Below are 21,610 nucleotides of genomic sequence, written 5' to 3' on the forward strand. Positions count from 1 at the left end.
CTAGAACTGATAGCGCGTGGTCAGCAGGAAACTGCGCGGCGTGCCGTAGTAGTTGCCGCCGTTGTTGCCCTGCAGCGAATCGAAGTAGCGCTTGTCGAACAGGTTGTTCACATTCAACTGGACATCCAGTTGGCGGTTCACGCTGTAGCCGGCGACCAGGTCGACCACCGCGTAGGGCGACTGCTTCACGACATAGCCGGCGCTGCCGGTCAAGGATTGGGTCGTGATCTTGCTTTGCGCGCGCACGGCGCCGCCGACCCGCCATTTCTCGTACGCGCCGGGCAGGTGATACATCGCCGCCAGCTTGAACTGGTGCTGCGGGATGTAGCTGGCGTAGGGCTGGCCGGCCGCGCCGTCCACGCCGCCGCTTGAAACCTTGGCGCGGGTGTAGGAATAGCCGATCCCCACGTTCAGGCGCGGCAGCAATTCACCATTGATGTCGATCTCCACGCCCTCGCTCTTCACCTCGCCCACCGCGCGGTAGCAGTTGGTGGCGACGAAGCACGACGCGATGTCCGTAACCGCCTGCGGCAAGTTGGTCTGCGTGGTCGAAAACAGCGCGATGGCGGCGTTGACGCGCTCGTCCAGATAGCTGCCTTTCAAGCCGATCTCGTAGTTGGTGCCCTCCACCGGCTTGATCACGGTGCCGGAGGTGTCCAGGTAGTACTGCGGCTTGAAGATGCTGGAATAGCTGGCGTAGACCGAGTGGTTGTCGTTCAGGTCATAGATCAGCGCGGCGTAGGGCGTGAAATGCGCGTCCTCGCCGAACTTGCGATGGCTGCTCCAGCTACCCTGGGTCTGCTTGTTGTCGAAGTCGAACCAATCCAGGCGCGCGCCCAGGATCATGTTCAGCGGATCGGCCAGGCGGAAGCGGCCCGTGGCATAGGCCGACGTCAGTTCGGAGCGCTGGTCGCGCCGCCACATCGTGTCTTTGACGAAGTCCTGGCGGCGCAGGGAATCCGGGTCCCAGGTGTAGGGGTTGACGCCGGCGACCATCAGGTAGCCGTTCGGCTCGTCCAGATAGCTGTAGCCGTTGTCCAGCCAGCGGTCGTTGCGGTAGCTTGCGCCCACCGCGATCTCGTGCTCGCGGCCGAACAGCGTAATCGGGCCTTGCGCGGACAGGTCGAAGCTGCGCTGCTTCTTGTCGTAGTCGTAGCGGCCGCCCATCACGTCGTACATCACGCCGTCCTGCCCGTCGTAGCCGCCGTTGACGAAGTACGCGCCGTCCAGCGACGACTTGGCGTTGACGCCGCGGGCCGCCGCCCGCGCGATCCAGCCGTTCTCGAAGGTGTGCTTCAGCTCGGCGAAGAGACTGTATTCGCTTTTGTCCCAATAGCTCCACGACGGCGAGAACCGGCGCGACCGCCGGATGTCCAGCGGCGAGCCGTCCAGCGCGGTCGGCACGCCCATCCATTCGGAGCCCGGGTTGTCCTCGCGGTTGGAGTACCCGCCCAGGGTCAAGGTGGTATGGGCGGCCAGGTCGATATCGACCACGCCGTAGTACAACTGCTTGCGGCTGCTGTAGCCATCGGTGAAGTAGTCCCGCGATTGCTGCGACGTCACGAAGCGGCCGCGCACGGAGCCGCTGTCGTTCAGCGGGCCGCCCGCATCGAGTTCGCCCGAGAAATTGTCCCAGTTGCCCGCGCGCGCGGTGGCGATGAACTGCGCGGAATCCGTCGGCTGCTTGCGCACGAAATTGATGGTACCGGAAGGGTCGCCCATGCCGGTCATCAGGCCCGTGGGGCCCCGCACCACTTCCACGTGGTCGTACATGGCCGTCGTGCTGTAGGTGGACGTGTCCGTCTCATAGGAAACGGGCAGGCCGTCCAGCAGGAAAGTGTTGATCGTGAAACCGCGCGAGAAATAGCGCGACCGGTCGTTGCTCCAGTGGTTGACGGTGATGCCCGTGGTGCTGTTGGCCACGTCGTCGATCGTCTGCATGGCGAAGTCGTCCAGCTTCTGCCGCGTGACCACGCTGACGGATTGCGGTGTTTCCTGGATGGTCAGCGGCAGCTTGGTGGCCGTGCTCATGGCGCCGGTGGTGTAGGACCCCGTGCCCTCGGTGATCGAGTTGCCCTTGCCCACGACGGTGATGGTGTTCATCATCACGCTCGACGAATCCGCCTCGCGCGACAGGGATACGTTGCGGCCCGATCGTTCGAACGCCAGCCCCGAACCGGCCAGCAAGGCCCGCAGCGCCTGATCGGGCGTCAGGCTGCCGGACACGGCGGGCGCGTTCAGCCCGCGGACCGTGTCGGGCGCATAAGCCAGTTCCAGCGACGCCTGCGTCGCCAACTGCGTCAAGGCGCCCTCCAGCGATTGCGCGGGAATATTGAGCGACAGCGGCGCCTCCTGCGCCCGGGCCGAGTGCGGCGGCAAGGCCAGCGCCAGCAGCAGGGACATGGCCAACACAGTCAGCCCGCGCGCCGGCGCCGGGCCACGCGGCCGGAGGCGCGCCGGGGTTTGGCGCGCAGCGCGAGAAAGGAATCCAGAGGGTTTACGGTTCACGGAACAAGCTTTCCAGAAGGGATCTTGGATCAACGCGCGCCAGTGGGCCGGTTGCGGCGAATCCTGACGGCGGGCAGCGGCATCGGAGCGATGCCCTTGGGAGACAGGACGCCTGTCGCGAACAAATCCCTGATGGAAAATCGCGGGTAATTAGTAATTATTTGTATCTTCGGTTGGCGTTTCCCCGACCCGGGCGGGCAGCCGCCGCGCGGGCCGCTACCGGCGCACGATCAAGGCCGCGCCATCCGCGCCGGTTTGCACGCGCACCGGCGCAATGGCCGGCAGCAGCGCCAGGAAGGCTTGGGGATTGTCGACGCTGAACACGCCGGAAATCCGGATCCCGGCCACGTCGGCGCCGGACACGCGGATCGGGGCGTGGCCGTACCGGTTCATTTCCGCCACCGCGTCCGACAGCGGCAAATCGCGGAAAACCGCCCTGCCCGCATGCCAGGCCAGGAGGTTCCCGACGTCCAGCTTCCCGGGCGGCGCCAGCCCCCCGTCGGCCACGGTCCGAGTGCCCTGGCCCACACCGAGCAAAACCTGGCTGCGATTCCACCAGTGGCCGGCCTGGACCTCCACCCGGCCGGAATCCACCGCCACGCTCACCGCGTCGCCGTCGCGCCGCACGTTGAATCGCGTGCCCGTCACGCGGACGGTCGCCCCGCCGGCTTCGACGTAGAACGGCCGGCTCGGGTCGGGGGTGACGGAAAACGTGGCTTCGCCCGCCGCAAGCTCCACCACGCGCCGATCCGCATACAGCTTGACCGAAAGTTGCGTGCCGGTATTCAAGTCCACCACGGACGCATCCGGCAGGGACACCTGCTGGCGCTGCCCCGGCTGCGTGGCGTATTGCGCGGCGTAACCCGGGTCGCCCGCGAGCCAGCGGGGCAGTATCGCGGCCACGGCGGCGGCGGAGGCCAGGGCCAACCCCGCCATCAGCCGGCGGCGCGCCGTTGCGGGCCGGCGCGCTACCGCGGGCGGTTCCTGGACCAGGGCGCGCAGCCGGTCGGCGCCCAACCGTCCGCTGGCGTTCCAGATACCGCACGCGCGCCGGTACTCCCGGTCATGCGCAGGATCGGCCCGCCGCCACGCGTCGAATTTCCGGCGTTCGGCCTCGTCCATCCGCGCCGAATGCGCGCGGGCGAACCAATACGCGGCCGCGTCGCGCGGATCAAGCAAGGTGTCGGGGTCGATGGGGGTGGGGGTTGTCATTGCGCGGCAGGTCAATCCGGGCAAAAGTGTTGGAGCTGTTCGCGGACTTCCCGCGTGGCGTCCATGATATAGCGTTCAACCGTGTTGAGCGCCAAGCCCATGCGCTGCGCGACTTCGGGCTGCGTATAGCCTTCGAGGCGGCACCAGACGTAGGCTTGCCGCTTCTTCAGCGGCAGGCTGGCCAGCGCGCGCTCCAACGCGTCGGCCAGCTCGCTGGCCCGCACATTGGCCTCCGGATCGTACAGCAGCGCAAGATCGTCGTCCGCCAGCGCCTCCAGCGAGATCTCGTCGTGGCGCGTCTGCCGCCTGATCTCGCTGATCAGGCGGTTCCGCGTCGCCCGGTACAAATAGGATTTGCCGTTCAATACGCCGGAGCCGCCGCCGCTCAGCAGACCGGCCATGACGTCCTGCGCGGCATCCTCGGCGTCGCAGGGCCGCGAATTGCGCTTGGCCCACGAGCCCACCAGCTCGCCGTAGTAGGCGAGCCATCCTTTCAGGTGGCGGGGAGGACGGGACATGGCGGTGGAGGCGGCAAATGCGTGAGTGCCGCAATATTAACAATGATTCTCAATTAGAAAACCATTGCCCCTTGCCTTTGCCCAACGCGGGCCCCTTGCTCCTGCGCCACGCCGCAGGGATCGACGACGCACGTGCCGGCGAGGAATCCCGGCAAGGTGCCAGACTACAGCCTTGCGGGCCGTCCACGCGGCCTGGGCGCGGATGGATTTATCCCTATCCGATCCCGATGATTGGGGTAGATGGAAAACTGGGGCTGATGCCCTGCCCCCTGGAAAAGCGCCATGCCTGCCTATTTCGCCGCCACCGGTTCGGAAAAGCGGAAAATCTCGGTATAGAGCGGCTCGCTCCAATAGTTCAACCTGGCGCTCAACTCTTCCCGCGCGCCCTGATAATCGTCGAGCAAACCCGCGTACGTCATGAAGGTTTTGTCCGACTGGCCGTAATACCGCGTGAACGACCGCGACATGAGCGCCTTGCCGTCGGCATCCTTCAAGGCATACTCGATGATCGTCACCGGCTTGTAGGTATCCGTGGCCGGGGTGGCGCCATAGCCGGCGCTCAAGCGCAACAGCAACTGCATATACCCTTCCGTGGGCACCAGGTCCTCGGACATGCTCAGCGCCAAATCCTCGTTTCCGCCCGGCCGTGTCACTTTCGTCACTTTGACCTGCCGCCCTTCTTGTTCCAGCAGATCGCCGACCTTCCGCGCAAAGTCCCGGTTAATGCTCTGATCGGGCAGGTTATCGGCAATCAGCTTGGAAAATTCTTCCGACCGCCGCACCGTGCGCGCCTTTGAATCCAGCGAGTGCGCCACATTGGCGGTCATACCCGCCAACAGGCCAATCGGCCCCAGAATGCCCAGCAGGCCCGCCGATTTCGAACCGCCAAGATCCACCACGGCATAGTCGTCGGCATGGTAGAAGATCTCGACCTGCCGGCCCGACTGTATAGCCGCCCGATTGGCCTGCTTATCCAGCTCGAATTTGGGCGTGGGCTGCTGGACCGCGCAGCCGCCCAGAACAATCACTGCAATCGACAGTAGCTTCTTCATCTTTCATTCCATGCTCAGCAGCGGCTGCGGCGGCCTGGGGCGACAAGGTGGGGCGGTGGGTATCCGTCTATTTTTTGAGCGGCATCCAAAAGCAAACGGCGTCCTGCCTCGGAAGGGTCCGGGGTTCCGGCCAATCGCTTCTGTGGAGAAAGGGGACCAATTGCCAACGGCAACGGGCGGGGGATATCAAGAGTGGGATGGATGCCGTAGTGCTTAAGCCGTTGCTTGGAATTTAGAGTGCCGGCAGCACATTTCCAATCAGACTTGTCTGAATTCTGTGATTTCGTCGATTCGTCTTCTCTATCGAACGCTCAAATCCGTGGAACAAAAATCCCTATCAGCTTCTCAATAGACTTTGAGCTTGAAAAGAGCCTTCTTGGTATCTCTGGAGACAAATGCATCTTCTACACCCCTTCTCTCGATAAGTTGGGAATTTTGATATTTCCTCACGCTTTACTTCCACAAGAATGTTGCCTTTACGATCGACCATGCCCGCCTTCTTCCGGGCTCGTTGGAAATAAGGCGTCAGACAGACGCCTGATCTGTGACACCTTATCTGTGAAATCCACTGGCATCAAATGACGTCTTGCCCGCCGCGCGGCATCGGTTGTGGGGGCATCGGTGGCCGATCACATGCATCAGCCTTGGGCAGATCCTTCAGTATCTTCCCGCCGGTGACCTTTCCGTCAACCACAATCAGTTCACGGACAACGGGGCGGCGCTGATAGCTCCACAATTCATAGTCTTTGCCAGCCTCGAATACGACTGTCACCGGATAATGCCACGGTGTTGTATAGGACTGCATATTGCCTCCAGGTACGGTTCCGCCCCCTCTCTGACTCAATGTAATCGGCATGTTGGCCGGCATGACAAACTCAGAATACGCGCCCATATCAATAAGATCCGATTCCGGCATGCCTATAGAGCGGCTTAGCACCTGGGTCATGCCTCGAGCCGTGATGCTTGTGAGCTGGGCACGCTGCCAATCATCATCGTAGCAATCCTGATTGAAATAGATGCCGACACTGACCCAATCTATGCCAACGCGCAAGCGCGCATGCTGGCTTGGATCATATTTTTCAGGCATTAAAGGATGTTTTACCGCGCAACCAGACAACAGGAGAACGATAATGGGAAGTAGAAATTTCATGTACATGGAATTTATTCGATTGGTTATTTTTAAAGATAGCGACGTCATCAGAACGTTTCGCCCATCTACAAATCAAAGCGTCTCAAGCGCGCTGATTGATGCCGCCACATCCGGCTTTGCAGGCTGATCCCCCTGGTTTCGTACGCGCAGCTCATCCCACCAATGCCGCAATAGCCGCTCTCGATACTCCACAGCCTTAGGATCAGGCTTACTCAACATGATCCCGTCATGCAGCCGTTGCTGCGCAAGGTAATCCTCGATTTGCAACGCCGCGTTGTTGCCGATGTAGAGCGCCACATAGTAAACATAGGCAGCATCGCGAAACACCTTGTCCTCGATCTTTCCTGGATCGATGCCATCCTGCTTGGCCATTCTGGCAATGGCCTGCTCCGTGGCGGACAAGAACTGCTTGCGTATATCACGGTTTTCCGAGCCGCCGAAGGTAAGCCACACAATCCCTGCCGCATACTCCTGTGCAAAGAACCATTCCACTTCCTCATCGCGCGGAAAAATATCCAGGGCGCGTTCATAAACGGTGGTCGAGGCAGGTATCCCAGTGACATGCCCCCGGTTCCGGACCACGGCAGGCACCAAGTTGATCATGTCGTTTTCGGTCATATAAACGATATATGAGCATTGGCGCAATTTTCTTGGACGACGTTCGACGATCAGATATTGTCCGTTGCGAATCACACTGACATGCCGTTTTTTGTCCATGTCAGCAGCCCGTGCCTTGTAGGCCTGCATAGCGGCATCATCTGGAAGTTGAGCAATGACTTCCTTCGTAAGCAGCACGTCCCCCACTTGCAGACTGTCCATCTTGATCGCGTAGGGAGCCACCCAATTTATCTGGCTAAAGAGCCATTTCGCTTCGCCCTTGTCCAACTGCATGCTGACGCCGGAGAGAGCCGTGGTGCCATCAGTATCATGGTCACTCAATCCACCGAAGCAGACTGGCGCCGCGGCGATAGATAGCTTTTCCGATATGGAGAATGACCAGTTGAGCCTGGATCTGGCAAATACATGATTACCCCTAGCTTGTACTCTCAAGGGCGGAGCCATGTCGGGGAACCATTCGCGCAACGGCGAGGGATCCACGGCTGCAGCGGCCGCCCGCGCAACGGGGGCATCATACGGTTTACTCATCAAGTCACGACCCATGCGATTCAGTTGCGAACAACCGGTGAGCACCAGGACGGACAGCGCCAGGCCGCAGGGCAAGGATAAGCGCGGAAGAAAGCGGGAAAATTTTCTTGAAAACGACATAGGCCAAATATTCTCTCGACGTAGTGACATGCCGAAACCGATATGCGACTACTCGGCAGATATCTCCCCCATATCTGGGCGACACTGGCGAAATAGCCACCATCTCATTTATTTCAGAGTAGGGAAATTCGCACCATGCGAAGCACAGAAAATTGATTAGTTTTCAATATAATTGGAAAATTTAGAAAGAGCCTAGCGCCCCCCTGCCAGGCAGTAAAATAAGGCTTCAGACCAAATTAAGGCCGGTCTCTCTCGGGTGCATGCCACGTTCCACATGGCTGCTGTCGTCGGCGCTCGTCGCAATCCCCATATCCGCGCTCTTTACGCGCGGCTGTTGCACCAACTTTCTCATGGCCGCGCTAGGCGCGGCCATGAGAAAGTTGGTGTATCTATGCTGCGGCGTACTTAGAACCCGCACCCCATACCAGCCTAACTATGCCTGAGTGCTTAGCGCCCAACACGGTTCTAGTCCTCTATTGAAACTGGAAGACCGGCGTCCGATAAGCGTGATTCAAAGGATAACGTGAATCGAAGAATATATTTTCATCCAAATGCCGTTTGACCATATTTTTCATGGTTCGCACCTCGGCGGGTCTATCGCGCATATCGAAGATAGATTGAGTTAGTTGAATGTATACTGCATCGGGGGTCAACTGCTCCACTTGATACGCAGGCGAAGACAACAGCTTATCTAAACCAAAGAGTTCCACATACGCTCTTCCAAAAATAGTCCCCCAGCACAAATCTGGCATTGTCCTTCGGAGAAGCTGGGTGCAAACACCAGCTTCCATTCGCATAGGCTCGTTATTTGATTCGGGACCGTTATACGAAGTACCGAAGCACGCAAAGTCAACCCCATCACTAGCGGCGGAATAGCAAAGGTAGCTGACCAACCAATCCACCTGCTCGTCATTTTTTACTGATAACCGTAACCGGTGTGCGGCATGTTCCTGCCCCGTCGGCGTCTGGAGCCTTCTGCTAATAGCTCCCTCTGCACGCGGCGACGTCTTGCGCTTCCAATGCAAAACAGAAGGCCCCTGCTGGACTAATGACCGCAGCTCCATAAGTGATAGTTTGGATCCTTCAGCGGAATCCGCAGCCCACATCTGCGGCTGGTATCCAGGCATGTAGAAAATAAAGTCCCTGATCAATCCGAAAAATGAATCACCGTCCGAGAAATCGGGTATCAGCAACATTTCCGCATTGATCTGCAAGTTCTCTTTTTTCATGGACTATAGAAACTCAACTTTATTTTTTTTAGGCAGAACAGAATCCCTTATAGTTGTGCAATCTGCGACATTATTCTGGAAATTCAAACTGCGGGACCCTATAGACGTGGTCCTTTTCGTTTCTCGGATCGAAAAAAATATTATCATCGAGATGCTGTTTTACTTTCTTCCGCACGATATCAACCTCGTCGTAGCGATCATGCAGATCAAACAGAGATTCCGATAATTGTACGGACACGGTTTCTGGCCCAAGTTGCTCTACTTTGTACGCAGGGGCTGAAAGGATTTTATCTAACCCTATCAACCTCACATACGCCGGACCGAATATTTGGAACCACATCACGTCCGGCAATGCTTTCACAAGCATATATGTATAAATGCTTATAATGTCTCTATATGGAGCCAAACCATTCTTGTGCGCCACATCCACATAGGGGAGAGAAAGAGTATCGCAATGCGCATACTCCACTCCCGCCCAACGGGACAAGTGATTCATATAAGAAATTAGATCCAAAACTTGATCGTTTTTTTCGACAGACACGTCCAAATGATGGCTTGCCAACTGCGGTCCCCGGAGCGGATTTGTGCGCTTCCTGAACACCCCCCAACCTTTAGGTGGCACATTTCTTTTCCACATAATATTGGAGCTTCCACACTGAAGAAACTCCCGAATCTCAGGCATAGAGAGACTAAGATTGATCGGTTCTATAACCCCCCACCGGCCTGGGGCGAACGTAGGCAATCGCGTTAAAAAATCTCCCACCAAATCCGCAAAGGTATCCGCATTCTTGAAGGACGGGGTAAGCAATGCCTTTGCGTTCAATGGAATGAATCGCCTTTTCATGATTTCCTAGTTTCTATTTTTTGGCACAGGGAATTAATTCCTGCTTTAAGGCATCGAATTAGTAGAAAGAGCGTGCGATAGTATCGCCAATAAACAGCACACCACCTGAGCCGATACCATTCTTCTTTACCGACAGATTAACGGAACCAAAGCGAAAAGAGCTCCGCCCACTTGGTAGTTTTCAATGTAAAGTTTTGCTTTAAGCAAACTACGTTTCAAAAATTCCAAATCCGATTCGCCTATGTTTTTTTCGCAATACCAGTTGTCATATGTATGTTCTACCCTCCCCCCAATAAGATGGTACACATCCCCCCCCAAGATAGCCACTCCGGAGCTTTCAAATTTCCCAATAGAAGCTAAAGCCTGGCTACGATTTAAAGCCCAGTTTTTTATTCCAACATCCTCCAGAGAATATCCGACGCTGAGAACCGCATCGATTTCTGGTGACCAAACATTATTCATAGCTCACTGCCCGGGATTCGGTTTAAATAAACGATGGTTTATGGACCCATCCGCCTCTTTTATAAATTCGAATACTCCTTGCTTACCACGGTATTCCCCAGGGATCTTTAACATATCTCTCACAACCCCATCCCCTCCGGTGATTCTTGACACTTCCCCCGCCTCCTGAAACATCTTCACACTTTCTGGAAACGCATGCAAATCTCCTGATTTTATTTGACTGACGACTTTATCTGTATATTTAGTTCCCGCAAAGAAATCATCTACTACAGAACCAACTCCTTTTATACTTGCATTAATTTCTTTAACAGAAGTTATTGCTAGATTACTCAAAGAAAAACTGATTCCGCTAAGCGCTCCGCCCCCACTATCAATCGCCAAACCTTCCGCGACACTTGCCGAAATGGTGTAATGAAATGTCCCGTCTCGAGGGTCAGGTGTCGCTTGAATCATGGGCGAATCCGCCGGCACCGCTATCGGCTTACCCTGTGTATCGAAAAACACAATATTGCCGCTGGCGGTGGCTAGCTTTATCGCTGCGCCGCAGAGCGAAGACGCAGGGTCAGCGCATGCGTTCGCTAGCGCTAGATCGCGCTTTTCGGATATACCTGCCAACTCGCGGGCCCGCGCGCAGCTATCAGGATTCGCTGGGCCGCAAGATGCAATTGCTGCATCGAATTGCCTTTGCTCTGCCGCCTTGAATCCTTCAGACTTCTGCCCGAAATAATTATTTCCGGTTTCGATTTGTGCTGCCACGGTCGCCATAGCAGCATCACCGCCAAGCGCCTCAGTGAGGCCCGCCACAATGCTTGCCACCAGATTGGCGTGAGCTTCCTTGCCTTCCGCAGAGAGCTTCTTGGCGTCCGCCCCGGTAAGGCGATCAACCAGGTTGTTGAGCACCACACTGGCTGCCGCTCCCATCGCCCCGGCTTCGCATTTCCCCCCCTTTCCGGCAGCGCCAGCGCAACCCACCAGTCCCTGCAAAGCGGTTCGTGCGACTTCGTTGTCCAACTCGTCGGCAATCGACTTCACTTGGCTGACGCCTAAGGCCTGCAAGTAGTTCACCGCAGCAGCCTGAACGAATTGCCCAGTGCTCCCCGTGACGTTTCCTCCGACCGCGCCAACGATTACTGTAAGACCTAAACGATACTCACCGTCTGGCCCCCATTTGGCCGCCTCGTCATACTGGGCCTTGAGACCTTTCTTAAGCTCGGGATCCGTCTCAGCATCCATTGCCTTCTTGAGCTCATCAGCCTCCTTCGCCCGATTCGCCAAGAACTGCCCCGTTTGCCGGTTCGCCTCCGACACGATCTCGAACCCCGCCTCGATCTTCTCCTTGTCAAAGATCGGCTTGAGCGCATTCAACGTATCCGACGTATCCCGGTTCAACGCCGCTATCGTCTCCGCCGCCGTCATCCCTGTCAGGTTCTGCTGCGCGACTTCGTCGCGGATCACGACCGTCCCGCCGCTGATCGCGCTGTGCGTGGTCGAACTGCCGCTGCCGCTGGCCGCCGCGGCTGTGGGCAAATTCACCGATACGTTGCCCGACGTGGGTACCGAGGTAGCGGCCTCCTTACTCGCGCCGCCAGCTACCTGGTTGTCCTTGGTCGTTCCCAACCCGGTGCCGCCGCCCTTCTCTCCGCCAAAGCCGATACCTCCGCCCACCGACACCTGGCTGGCGTTGTAGTTGGCCTTGTTCTTGATGTCCTCCGTCACCAGCGTGCCGGTGGCGAGCTTGTTCAACCCTTCGGCAACGGCCTTGTCGCTGCTGGCGATCACGCTGCCGATCAGCGTGGTGTTGTTCTTCACGTCGATCATGAAGCCGCCGTCGCCCGCCCACAGGCCCGTCTGCTCGGTGACCGACTTGAAGTCGCTGTGCATCTTGCCCGTTCCGGCGTTGGCCGATACTGAGGAACTACCCGCGCAGTAGGGCGGAATGCACAGGCTCACGCCGAATCCCGCGCTCTTGTTCTTCGAGTCGTACTTGCTGGTGTCCTGCAGGCTTTCCAACAACAGGTTGCCGCCTACCGACGCAATGATCTGCTCAGCCTTGCCCGATGCTCCTTTCAGTGTCGTGTCCCCTCCGGACTGCAGCGCCAACGTCTTGCCGGCAACAATGTTGCTGTTGGTCCAGCTCTCGTCACGGCCGTCTTCTTTCCCTCTACCCATGGAAGCGCCCAGTTCCAGCGTGAAGCCGTTCTGTGATCCTCCAGTCGAGTAGCCAATGCCGATGCTCGCGCTGCTACTCTTGCTCTCGGTCTTTTGCTCGAACGCATTACGTGCCGCTTGCAGCAGGATGTCGCCTTCGGCCTTGAGCACGGCATTGCGGCCGGCGGATAGGCTCGAGCCGGTGACCGTGATATCCGAGTCACTCCCAGCGCCCTTGGCAATAATTGTCAGGTCCTTGCCTGCGGCGACGGTCGATCCCACCGCCGTCGTGGAGTTGCGGTCGGTAGTGCTGCTGCTCTTGCTGCTGCCCAAGCTGAGCTTGATGCTGACGCCGCCGGCCTTGTCGATCTCGTTGGAGGAGCCAGGCTTGGCAGCCTCCGCCGCCGCCGCGGCCTTGGCGGAGGCTTGCACGGCGTCATAGGCGTTGTACGCCGCCAGCCCGGTGGTGGCGCCTGCCAGCCCCTGCATGACCGGGTTGTCCGTCTTGCCGGCCGCATCGGCCATTCGGCCAGCAGTCTGCATGGCGCTGACCACGGGGTTGCTGGCGGTCAGCGTGAGGCCCGTTTGCTTGACCTCGTGGAATTCACGCTGGCGCATCGTGTCGGCGCCTCCCACGATGCTGACGTCGCGGCCGATCATGGTGATATCGCCCTGGCGCGCGAGGATGTCGCTGCCCAGCACGTTGAGGGACCTGCCTGCGTTGATCAGCACGTCGCCCTGCACGCTGCCGACGGTGCTGCCGGTGTTCAAGCCGCGCTGGGTGTCGGTCCAGTCGGTGGTTTGGCGCGAGCCGTAACTGATGCCGCCCAATGCACCGAAGCCCGACTTCTTCACCTTCTCGTACTGGTATTCGTCGGACTTGTTCTGCACCGCGACGATGTTGACGTTACGGTCGGCCGACATGACCAGGTCATTCTGCGCCGCGACGTTGGAGCCCGCCACGTTCAGGTCCCGCCCAGCCATCATCACCACGCTGTCGCCCGTGAACGTGGACGAGGCCGAGCTCGTCCAATCGGATTCCGTCTTGCGGTGCTCGCTCTTGCTGGACAGGAAGCCGCGCTGCTTGTAGTAGGTCTCGTTGTACGCGTAGTGGCTGTCGGTGCCGGCGGCCACATTGATGTCGCGCCCCGCGCCTACCGCAAGCTGCTTGTCGGACGTGACTTCCGCGGCGCGCGCGTTGACGTCCCGGCCGGCGACCAGTGTCAGGTTGCCGCCGGCCGCGATGCTCGAACCCACTTCGGTGGACGAATGCATCTCGGCGCGGTTCTTCTTGCCGTAGTTGTAAGACTCCGCGTACCGCTCTTCGGCGGTGGTCAGATTGATGTTGTTGCCCGCCTGGATGCGGGCGTCGCCGCTGGCGGCGATGGCCGCCGCCTGGGCGTTGAAGTCGCGCCCGGCCTGCGCGTTCAGGGTGCCGGCGTCGATGCGGGCCACGCCGTCGATGCGCGTGCTGCTGACGCCGCCGCTGGCATTGGATTGGGTGGTGGCCGTCAGATTGATGTCGCGCCCGGCGCTGAGGGCGACTGCGTCGCCCTTCAGCAGACCCGCAATGTTGTCGATGTCGTTGCGGGCGGCCAGGTTCACGGTCTGGCCCTGCATGGAACCGACGGTGTTGCGGATGTTCTGCGCCTCGACCACCAGCGCGTTGCGGGCGCCGATGGTGCCGCTGTTCTTGACGTCGCCCGCGGTCTTGATCTGTGTGTCGCGGCCGGCGATCAGCGTGCCGTCGCCGCGCAGGTCGCCCGGCTTGACGGCCAGGTAGACCTGCGGCGCCAGCACCTTCTGCTGGGTGCCGTCGGGCAGCGTGACGGTCTGCTCGACCAGCCATACGATATCGCTGGTCAGATGCCGCATCTGCTCTTCGGACAAGGCCGTGCCGACGGTCAGGCCGAATTTGCCGGCGAAGTCCGCGCCGGCGCTCAGCAGCGCCTTGTACTGCGATTCGTTGTCGGTGTAGTCGCCGACGAAGCGCTGGCCGGTGGCCAGCATGATCTGCTCGGCGACCAGCTTCTGCTCATAGAAGCCGTCGCCCAGGCGCTTGAGGAAGTGGCCGCTGTCTTCGTTGAGCTTCTGCAGCAGGAAGTCGCTGGACACGGGCTGGAGCTGCCCCAGGAACCGGCTGTCGGTGGCGACCAGATAGCGCTCGTTCAGCCCCGGCATGATGCGATAGAGCGAGCTGGTGGGGATCGTCGGCGGCAGCGTGACCACGCGGATGATGCCCCTGCCGGGCAGGCCTACTTCCATCACCCGCGCCGGCGCCAAGGCGCCCGCCACGGCGCTGGCGCCCGGCTTCTGGTTGCCCGTGGCGGGCGGCGCGGTGTTGCCGTCGGAACTGGCGACCGCCAGGTCGATGCGCTGGGGCGCGGCGACGTCCCGGTAGTCGGACCAGCTTTCCTTGCGCCCGCCGCCTTTGGCCACGGTGCGGACTTCGGAGCCCACGCGCTCGATCGAGCGGATGCCCTGCGCGCCGATGTTGTTGATCGCCGGGCCGTCCACGGATAGCGTGCCGCCCGCGATGATGCGGCTTTTGTCGTTGGTGACGGCGCCAGTGAACCTGGCCGCGCCGCCGACGATGATCTTGGCCGGATCGGTAGAAACCGTGCGGCTTTCCATGACGACTTCCTCGACCTTGTAGTAGAAGAAGTTCGTGACCAGGCGGTTGTTGAAATCGGCGTTGAAGGCGTAGATCTTGCTGCCCAGCTCGTCGTGGCGAGCCTTGTTGGCCGCCAGAGCCTGGTCGCGCTCCGGCGTCGATACGAGGCAGGTCTCGTTGACGTTGCATTTCACCGCGACCATGGGCGGCACGGGCCCCGGCTCGGCGACGCCGAACACGCTCCAGATCCGATCGCCCACTTTGTAGCGCGGCCCGCCCACTTCGGTGACGCACGAGCCGCCGGCGTCTCCGCCGGGGCCGTCGCATACTTGCCGATCGGGCAGCCATGCAGGCGGGATGGGCGCGGCGACGCCGGCCTTGCCTTTTTCGCCCTTGACGTAGTCGAACGGCGGACCGTAGCGCGACTCCGGATACGTCGTGGACGGCAGCAACAGGCGCCGCTCGGAATCGTCGTCCAGGAAAGTCACGGGATCGCGGCCGCACAGTTCGGTCACCGCGTCGCACAGCCAGAGCTTGGACCCATCCAGGAACTCGGTGGAGTTTTCCAGGCGGTAGTAGAGCTTCGGCCCCCGGCTGACCTCGACGGTTTCGCTGGCGAAATGCATGTTGCGGTTGTGCAGCGCCGCCGCCGCGATATCCGCGTTGCCCGCGACCTCGATGGTGGCCGATTCATTGGACAACAGCGCGGCCTGGCCCGCGGCGCGGCCGGCGGCGTCCAGCGCGCCGCCCACGCGCAGGTCGGCGCCGGCATAGATCAGGGCGTGCTCGCGGTTGGTCAGCGTACCCACGCCCAGGTCCATGTCGCCGCGCGAGGCGATGACGGCATCGGCATCGTTCAGCAGCGCGGGCGTCTGGATGCTGATGCGGTCGCCATAGATGCGGCTGGTGTTGGTGACGCTGCCCGCGTCGATGCGGGTATGGCCGCCGTCGATCAGGCCGGCGTTCGACAGCGCTCCCGACACGTTGAGGGTGTTGTCGCGCGCGGCGACGATCTCGCCGCCGGCGCGGTTGGTCAGGCTGCCGGCGGTGATGGTCAGGTCCTGCGCCGAATGGATCTTGCCGGTGTTGTCCAGCGCGCCGGCGACGAGGTCCAGCGACGTGCCGGCCGCGATGGCCCCGGCGTCGTTGACGAGGCTGCTGAAGGCCAGGCTGGCGCTGGCGTCCGAGGACACGTTGCCGCGCGCGTTGTTCAGTACGCCGGTGGCGACGCCCAGGGTCTGGCCGGCGCCGATGCGTCCGGCCTGGTTGTCGATGGAGCCGGCGTTCAGCGTGACGTCTCCGCCCATTACGCCCAGCGGGCCGCTGGCGCCGTCGGCCAGCGTGTCGCGGTTGACGAGCGCGGCGGCGGCCAGGTCCAACGCGCCGTCGGCCTGGATCAGGCCTGCCGCGTTGTCCAGCGTGCCCAGGGTCCGCAGGGTCAGGCCAGCCGCGGCGATCAGGCCGCCCGTGTTGGCCAGGCTTTGCGCCTGGATGCCGGCGGCGCCCTGCGCCGCCACCGTGCCGCCGGTATTGTCGGCATGGCCCGCCGTATTCACGTCCAGCGCGCCGCCGCTGACCAGCTTGCCGGCCTGGTTCTCCAGGCTGGCGGCCTTGATGCTGACCTTGTCGTCGGCCGACCCGCCGTACAAGCCGCCGTCCTGGTTGTTCACCGCGCCCGCGCTGTCCACGGCAAGCCTGCCGTCGGCGTGCGCCACGCCCTTGCGGTTGTCCAGGCTGGCGGCCTTGATGTCGACCGACCCGCCCAGCAGCTTGCCGTCCCGGTTGTCGAGCGCGCCGCCCTCGATGGAGAGCGCGCCGGCGGCCTGCACCGCGCCGCCCTGGTTGTCGATGCCGCCCGATGCGCGCAGCGCCACGCTGTCGCCCGACACCACGCCGCCGCGCGCATTCGACAGGGACTGCGCCCGCAAGTCGAGCCCGCCCGCCGCCGCCAGCGTGCCGCCCGCGTTGTCCACGGCGCCGTCTATCAGGGCGGTCAATGCGCCGCCGCTGGTCAGTTTGCCTGCGGCATTGTCCAGGCTGCCCGCCTTCAGGTCCACCGACGCGCCATACAACTGGCCGTCCGCGTTCCGCACCGCGCCGCGGGCCTCCACCGCCAGGGCGCCGCCGGCGGCGAAACGGCCGCCGGACAGGTTCAGCGCGTCGGCCGTGACGCTGGCGTCCCCGCCCGCGACCAGGGTTCCGCTGTTGCGCAACGATTGCACCTGGGCGGAGAACGCGCCCAAGGGGCTGACCGATCCGTCGGCCTGCAGGCCGGCGGTGAGGACGCCGCTGTTGTCCAGTTGGCGCGCCGCCAGGTCCACGTTGCCCGAGGCCGACAGGCCGCCGGTATTGATCACACTGCCGTCGGCGCTCAGCGCCAGCCCGCCGCCGGCGGTGGCGGCGCCTTCGTTGACGATCTGGCCCGCGCTGCGCACGGACAGGCCGGCGGCCGCCTGCAGGCGGCCCGGCGACAGGTTCCGGACGTCGCCGGCGGCGCCGATCTGCAGGGCGCCGCCCCGGGACACGATGGTGCCGCCATTGCCGAGCTGGCCGCCCGCGATGCTGACGCCGCTGCCACCGGAAATCTCGCCAGTGTTCTCGATCCTGCCGGCCGCGTTCAGCGCGATGGCGCCGCCCGCCGTGACCACCCCCTGGTTGGCCAGGCCGCGCCCGCTCTGCACGGACAGGTCCGTGGCCGCCTGCATGCGGCCCGACGGCAGAATCTTGACGTCGCCGTTGGCGCTGACAGACAGGCTGCCGGTCAGGGCGGCCACGTTGCCTCCCACGTTCACGCCCACCCCGGCCTCGGTGCCGACCAGCCGGATGCTGTTGGCGTACATGCCGCCCAGCGCCGCCACGTCCAGCGCCACGGCCGGCGCGCCGCCCTGCGCCGCCAGCGCATCCACCGACACGCCGTCATAGCCCACGCGCGCGCCGCCGGCCACCAGGTTCAGCCGGTCGGCCCAGACCTTGGCGTTGATTTCCAGCGTGCGCGCCATCAGGTCCACCTGGCTCAGGTTCGCGCCATTCAGGCCCGCGCCTTCGATGCTCAACCCGCCGCCCGCGATCTCGAAGCTCAGCCCGTTCGGCCCGATCACGGGCTTGCCGGTGGTCAGCGTGGCGCGGTCGGCGTTCAGGAAGCCGCAGCCGTTGCAGGTGATACCGGCCGGATTGGCGACGATGACGTTGGCGCGGTTGCCGGCGACTTCCAGCATGCCCATCAACTGCGACGGGTTGGGCGCGGTGACCTGGTTCAGGATGGTGGCCGCGCGCTGGTTGCCCAGCATGGCGTTGCCGGCGATCTGCCCGGCAAGCTGCGTGCGGCTGGCGGCGCCGCTGTTGTTCAGCACCACGCCGGACGGGCCGACGTTGAATTGGGTAAAGCGGTTATTCGACACGCCGCCGGCCGACGGCGGCGCGATGTTCACGACCGGCACGCCATTGCTGACACCGACGACGGGCCGCTGGCCCCCCGCGCTCTTGTCCACGGAAATGGGCAGCGTCTGCGCCAGGACCGGGGTCCAGACCTGGGTGTAGAGCACGAGCCAGACGATGACGGAACGGAGCTTGGACATAATGCGTTGACTCTCGGTAATCGGTTCGGAGGGTTCGCCGCGGCGCGGAAGGACCGGCCGCGCCGCGCGCTAGAACTCGAACATCAGCGACAGGGCGAACACGGTGTTGCTGGTCTTGAGGTTTTCGGGTTTTTTCAGCGGCCAGCCCGCCGACAGGTCGTAGCTGGCGTTCACATAGGGCATGGCGACGCGGCCGCGCAGGCCGGCGACGGCGCCGGCCAGCGTGCGGCCGGACAGGAATTCGGCGGACGGGCCGCCCACGCGGCCCACGTCCAGGCCGGCATAGAGCTGCTGGCCCAGGTCGCCGAGATTCAGCGACAGGTCGTTGCGCAGGCTCCAGCCGTCTTCGGAAGCCAGCGTCATCTGGCCGTCGAAGCCGCGCACGGCGTAGCGGTTGCCGATGGTGAAGTAGTCGGCCGGCACCACGGCGGTCTTCGCGTGCTGGATCTGCCAGTTGGCCTGGTAGGCCAGTTGCTGCCCCGCCACCTTGAAAGGCAGGTACAGGCCGGCGTTGGCGGAAAGTATGGTGCTGCGCCCGTTCCAGTCCGGGTCGCCATAGACGTAGCCGGGCTGGTCGGAAAACTGCGGCAGGGTGCCGCGCACGCCGCCGCCCACGTCCAGCACGGCCTGGCCCAGGTACTGGCGATGCCCGTAGCCGAATTCGTAGCCGGCGACGTCGCGGCGCTGCACTTCGATGTCGATGTCGTTGATGGTGCTGTTGACGCGCTTGCGCAGGAACTTCAGCGTGGCGGTGCCCTTGTAGTTGCTGCCGCGGTAGGGCACCACGGACACGCCCAGGTCCACCTGCCGGGTGGTGCCGCCATAGACGATGGGCTCTTCGAAACCCGCCACGGTCTGGCGGTAGCGCGACTTGCTGGCGCCGGCGAACAGGGTCCAGTAGCCGAAGGGAATGCTGTAATTGATGGACGCCGCGCGCGACAGCGCGTCGTCGCGGCGCAGGCTGGCGTTGCTGTTCCACGACACCGAAAGCTGGTCGTACAGGAACAGCGGCGAATCCAGCGTCAAGCCCGCGTTGAGCTGGTTCTTGCCGGTGGCTTCCATACCGGCGTTGTCGCCGCCCACATAGGCGTGCCAGCGCTTGCCGGTGCCCGGCTTGATGAGAATGTCGGAATCGCCCAGCTCGGGGCCCGGCGCCACGTCGATGGTGGCGTCGGCCTGGCTGCCCAGGCGCCGGATGTTTTCCAGCGCCTGGTCCAGGTCGCGCTGATTGAGATCTCCGCCGGGCCAGGTCGGCAGCGCGGTGCGCCACCAGCCGGCCGCGCCCTCGCTCTTGACCGCCGAAATACGGCCGGGCACGTAGCGCAGCGTCAGCGTGCCGCCGGCGAGCGATTGCTCCGGCACCAGCACGCGGGCGGTGATGAGGCCCTGGTCGATCAGGCGGGCGTGCAGATGCTCCTGCAAGGCCTTCAGGCCCTGGCCGCCCACGCAGGGGCCGATGGCGGCCTCGGCCACGCGGCGCAGTTCCGCCGGGGGCTCGGGGCCGTCCCACAGGACGTCGCGCAAGGCGAAGCAGGGGGTTTCCTGGGGAAACACCAGGGGCCCCTCGCCCGCCGCCGGCGCCTCGGGCGCGGACAGCACGTCCGGGCGCTGGGCGGCGCGGGCGCGCTGGGCCTCGAGCTCCTGCTCCTGGCGGCGCTGGATCTCGCCGGCACGGGCGGCGGCCTCTGCCTGCGCCGGCTGCGCGGCCACGGAGGATGCGAAGAACGCCGTCAGTCCCACCGACAGCGACAGACGGCGCAAACCCTTATGCCGGAGGATTCGCCGCCAGGAAAGGCTGGCTCGCACTTGTTTCTTGTTGAAATTAAAAATTTCTATATTTCGGTTGACGGAACTATGCGGGCAAAACTTAAGATTTGATTTAATTGATAAATAGCGACAAATTTATGCAAATTTGCCGACATTACCGATGATTAGATATTTTTCATTGATATTTATTAATGCGTGCACGACTTTCACACGTTTGAATTAGTTACACGCTACGCGTTGGACGGCCGCGGCTCCATCAGACGAGTCTGAAAAATTTCCCGGGGAAAACCCTGTACAGGCGCCTCCGTCGACGCCGCTCCGCCACCCGCCCGGGCTATGCCAAAATCGCGCCCATGCCGATCGACAACCGCCTGACTCCCCACGCCCTCGCCGCCCAGACGGCGCAACTGCCCGCTGCCTGGCGCGCGGCCTTCGCCGACCCGCAAGTGGCCGACGCCCTGGCGGCAGTGACCGCCCACGTCGAAAAGCGCCTGGGCGAAGGCGCCACCATCTACCCCGCCACGCCTTTCCGCGCCCTGCAAGGACTGGCGCCGTCGGACGTGCGGGTGGTGATCCTGGGGCAGGACCCCTACCATGGCCCGGGCCAGGCCCAGGGCCTGGCCTTCTCGGTGCCGGACGATTGCAAGCGGCCGCCCAGCCTGCGCAACATCTTCAATGAGATCGCCCAGGAATTTCCGGGCACGCCCGTCCCCGCCGGCAATGACCTGAGCAGTTGGGCCGGGCAGGGCGTGCTGCTGCTGAACACAGCGCTGACGGTGGAAGACGGCCTGCCGGCCTCCCACGCCAAGCGCGGCTGGGAAACGGTGACCGACGCATTGATCGCATTGGTCGCCCGCGACCCCTCGCCCAAGGTCTTCATGCTTTGGGGCGCGCATGCCCAGGCCAAGCGTTCGTTGCTGCCTGACAACAGCGGCCACCTGGTCCTGATGTCCAATCACCCCTCGCCGCTCTCCGCGAGGCGGCCGCCGGTGCCGTTCCTGGGTTGCGGCCACTTCCGGGCGACCAACGAATGGCTGGCCGACCAAGGGAAAAACCCTATTGATTGGGGACTGGACAAAAAAACAATTCCCATGCAAGGCGAATTCAGGTTATGATCGCCGCACTGCACAAAACGAGTTCGGCATTTACCGCTTTGATTTAGCGGAAGTTTTCGCAGTCCGCCGGGCAGCAGCCCCGGCCTCTGCCGAACCATCATCGATTCCTGACCCCTTTCCTTTCGCCCTGCGTTCCAATCTGTACAAGTG

The 21,610-nt window shown here is 62.3% G+C and carries 12 protein-coding genes and 1 pseudogene; 2 read left to right on the top strand and 11 right to left on the bottom strand.

Translation table 11 applies throughout. The features are described from left to right. The 6 genes from WHX56_RS03305 to WHX56_RS03330 form a co-directional block, all read right to left on the bottom strand. Positions 1 to 2,403, bottom strand: a complete 2,403-nt coding sequence (locus WHX56_RS03305; RefSeq protein ID WP_338880417.1) for a TonB-dependent siderophore receptor — start codon at positions 2,401 to 2,403, stop codon at positions 1 to 3. Positions 2,404 to 2,724: 321 nt separating this feature from the next. Next, on the bottom strand, positions 2,725 to 3,720 hold the full coding sequence (locus tag WHX56_RS03310; protein ID WP_338880419.1) for a FecR family protein: 996 nt from the start codon (positions 3,718 to 3,720) through the stop codon (positions 2,725 to 2,727). 11 nt (positions 3,721 to 3,731) lie between these two features. Further along, positions 3,732 to 4,238, bottom strand: coding sequence for an RNA polymerase sigma factor (locus WHX56_RS03315; RefSeq protein ID WP_129240405.1), 507 nt, complete (start codon positions 4,236 to 4,238; stop codon positions 3,732 to 3,734). Positions 4,239 to 4,528: 290 nt separating this feature from the next. Continuing rightward, positions 4,529 to 5,290 carry a hypothetical protein gene (locus WHX56_RS03320; RefSeq protein ID WP_338880421.1) on the bottom strand — a complete coding sequence of 254 codons (762 nt, stop codon included), beginning with the start codon at positions 5,288 to 5,290 and terminating at the stop codon, positions 4,529 to 4,531. A gap of 574 nt (positions 5,291 to 5,864) precedes the next feature. After that, entirely contained in the window at positions 5,865 to 6,488 is a 624-nt protein-coding gene (locus WHX56_RS03325) for a hypothetical protein (protein WP_287752123.1), read from the bottom strand. A gap of 24 nt (positions 6,489 to 6,512) precedes the next feature. After that, positions 6,513 to 7,706, bottom strand: a complete 1,194-nt coding sequence (locus WHX56_RS03330) for a hypothetical protein (RefSeq protein WP_338880423.1) — start codon at positions 7,704 to 7,706, stop codon at positions 6,513 to 6,515. A gap of 235 nt (positions 7,707 to 7,941) precedes the next feature. On the opposite strand from WHX56_RS03330, the pseudogene WHX56_RS03335 reads away from it, so the two are divergent. Then, positions 7,942 to 8,149: pseudogene (locus tag WHX56_RS03335) on the top strand (IS110 family transposase); the annotation flags it as partial. 30 nt (positions 8,150 to 8,179) lie between these two features. Here WHX56_RS03335 and WHX56_RS03340 read toward each other — a convergent pair. The 5 genes from WHX56_RS03340 to WHX56_RS03360 form a co-directional block, all read right to left on the bottom strand. Next, positions 8,180 to 8,935 carry a hypothetical protein gene (locus WHX56_RS03340; RefSeq protein WP_338880425.1) on the bottom strand — a complete coding sequence of 252 codons (756 nt, stop codon included), beginning with the start codon at positions 8,933 to 8,935 and terminating at the stop codon, positions 8,180 to 8,182. Between the two features lie 70 nt (positions 8,936 to 9,005). After that, entirely contained in the window at positions 9,006 to 9,779 is a 774-nt protein-coding gene (locus WHX56_RS03345) for a hypothetical protein (RefSeq protein ID WP_338880427.1), read from the bottom strand. Between the two features lie 126 nt (positions 9,780 to 9,905). Then, entirely contained in the window at positions 9,906 to 10,241 is a 336-nt protein-coding gene (gene imm40, locus WHX56_RS03350; protein ID WP_338880429.1) for an Imm40 family immunity protein, read from the bottom strand. 3 nt (positions 10,242 to 10,244) lie between these two features. Next, a complete protein-coding gene (locus WHX56_RS03355) occupies positions 10,245 to 18,578 on the bottom strand; it encodes a hemagglutinin repeat-containing protein (RefSeq protein WP_338880431.1) in 8,334 nt (2,777 codons plus the stop codon). A gap of 69 nt (positions 18,579 to 18,647) precedes the next feature. Continuing rightward, a complete protein-coding gene (locus tag WHX56_RS03360; protein ID WP_338880432.1) occupies positions 18,648 to 20,339 on the bottom strand; it encodes a ShlB/FhaC/HecB family hemolysin secretion/activation protein in 1,692 nt (563 codons plus the stop codon). Between the two features lie 359 nt (positions 20,340 to 20,698). On the opposite strand from WHX56_RS03360, the gene WHX56_RS03365 reads away from it, so the two are divergent. Next, on the top strand, positions 20,699 to 21,460 hold the full coding sequence (locus WHX56_RS03365) for a uracil-DNA glycosylase (protein ID WP_287756320.1): 762 nt from the start codon (positions 20,699 to 20,701) through the stop codon (positions 21,458 to 21,460). The last annotated feature ends 150 nt before the right edge of the window (positions 21,461 to 21,610 follow it).

This window comes from Achromobacter veterisilvae (assembly GCF_037619525.1).
Classification (GTDB): Bacteria; Pseudomonadota; Gammaproteobacteria; order Burkholderiales; family Burkholderiaceae_B; genus Achromobacter; species Achromobacter veterisilvae.

Bases quoted from the DNA above. Each gene is read 5' to 3' on its own strand.
- WHX56_RS03340 (WP_338880425.1), bottom strand. From the start codon at position 8,935: ATGAAAAAAGAGAACTTGCAGATCAATGCGGAAATGTTGCTGATACCC.
- WHX56_RS03330 (WP_338880423.1), bottom strand. From the start codon at position 7,706: ATGTCGTTTTCAAGAAAATTTTCCCGCTTTCTTCCGCGCTTATCCTTG.
- WHX56_RS03355 (WP_338880431.1), bottom strand. From the start codon at position 18,578: ATGTCCAAGCTCCGTTCCGTCATCGTCTGGCTCGTGCTCTACACCCAG.
- imm40 (WP_338880429.1), bottom strand. From the start codon at position 10,241: ATGAATAATGTTTGGTCACCAGAAATCGATGCGGTTCTCAGCGTCGGA.
- WHX56_RS03310 (WP_338880419.1), bottom strand. From the start codon at position 3,720: ATGACAACCCCCACCCCCATCGACCCCGACACCTTGCTTGATCCGCGC.
- WHX56_RS03315 (WP_129240405.1), bottom strand. From the start codon at position 4,238: ATGTCCCGTCCTCCCCGCCACCTGAAAGGATGGCTCGCCTACTACGGC.
- WHX56_RS03305 (WP_338880417.1), bottom strand. From the start codon at position 2,403: ATGTCCCTGCTGCTGGCGCTGGCCTTGCCGCCGCACTCGGCCCGGGCG.
- WHX56_RS03325 (WP_287752123.1), bottom strand. From the start codon at position 6,488: ATGACGTCGCTATCTTTAAAAATAACCAATCGAATAAATTCCATGTAC.
- WHX56_RS03345 (WP_338880427.1), bottom strand. From the start codon at position 9,779: ATGAAAAGGCGATTCATTCCATTGAACGCAAAGGCATTGCTTACCCCG.
- WHX56_RS03320 (WP_338880421.1), bottom strand. From the start codon at position 5,290: ATGAAGAAGCTACTGTCGATTGCAGTGATTGTTCTGGGCGGCTGCGCG.
- WHX56_RS03365 (WP_287756320.1), top strand. From the start codon at position 20,699: ATGCCGATCGACAACCGCCTGACTCCCCACGCCCTCGCCGCCCAGACG.